Source organism: Methylobacterium sp. WL103 (assembly GCF_008039885.1).
Classification (GTDB): Bacteria; Pseudomonadota; Alphaproteobacteria; order Rhizobiales; family Beijerinckiaceae; genus Methylobacterium; species Methylobacterium cerastii.
Genome location: NZ_VRUX01000905.1, coordinates 1 through 1,225 on the forward strand (window position 1 = coordinate 1; position 1,225 = coordinate 1,225).

Consider the following 1,225-nt stretch of genomic DNA (forward strand, 5'->3'; position numbering starts at 1 on the left):
CCCCATGTCCCGCCCCTCCCAGACCCTGTTCAGCGCGGCCCTCGTCGGCCCGGCCCTCGTCGGTGCCGTGAGGACTCGATCCGCGCCTGATGGTGCGCAACCCGGTGATGTTCGTCGTCGAGGTCGTCGCCCTGCTCACCACGATCCTGTTCGTGCGCGACGCCGCGACCGGGGCGGCGGACCTCGCCTTCTCCGGGCAGATCATCCTGTGGCTGTGGTTCACGGTGCTGTTCGCCAACTTCGCCGAGGCCGTCGCCGAGGGGCGCGGCAAGGCGCAGGCGGAATCCCTGCGCCGCACCCGGACCGAGACCCTGGCCAAGCGCCTGACCGGCCGAGGCGACGCCTACGAGACCGTGCCCGGCAACGGCCTGAAGGTCGGCGACGTGGTGCTGGTCGAGGCCGGCGACATCATCCCGTCGGACGGCGAGGTCATCCTCGGCATCGCCTCGGTCAACGAGGCGGCGATCACCGGCGAATCCGCCCCCGTGATCCGCGAATCCGGCGGCGACCGCTCGGCGGTGACCGGCGGCACGCAGGTGCTCTCCGACGCGATCCGGGTGCGGATCACGGCGGCTGCCGGCTCGACCTTCGTCGATCGGATGATCGCCCTCGTCGAGGGCGCCTCGCGTCAGAAGACCCCGAACGAGATCGCGCTCAACATCCTGCTCGCCGGGCTGACCCTGATCTTCGTCTTCGCCGTCGCCTCGATCCCGAGCTTCGCGTCCTACGCCGGCGGCGCCATCCCGCTGATCGTGCTGGTCGCCCTGTTCGTCACGCTGATCCCGACGACCATCGGCGCGCTCCTGTCGGCCATCGGCATCGCCGGCATGGACCGGCTGGTGCGCTTCAACGTGCTCGCGATGTCGGGCCGCGCGGTGGAGGCGGCCGGCGACGTCGACACGCTGCTGCTGGACAAGACCGGCACGATCACGCTGGGCAACCGGCAGGCCACCGCGTTCCGCCCCGTCCGCGGCGTCACCGAGCAGGAGCTGGCCGACGCGGCGCAACTCGCCTCGCTCGCCGACGAGACCCCGGAGGGGCGTTCGATCGTGGTGCTGGCCAAGGAGGGCTACGGCATCGGCGCGCGCGACATGGGGCACCTCGACGCCACCTTCGTGCCCTTCACCGCCCAGACCCGGATGAGCGGCGTCGACCTCGCCGGCGCGCAGATCCGAAAGGGCGCCGTCGAGGCGATCGTCGCGGCGGCGGGCGGCGGCCCGGTCGC

At 72.2% G+C, this 1,225-nt stretch carries 1 pseudogene; it reads left to right on the plus strand.

What is annotated here, in order from left to right:
• Positions 1–4: 4 nt before the first annotated feature.
• Positions 5–1,225 (plus strand): annotated as a pseudogene (gene kdpB, locus FV222_RS26595) (potassium-transporting ATPase subunit KdpB); the annotation flags it as partial.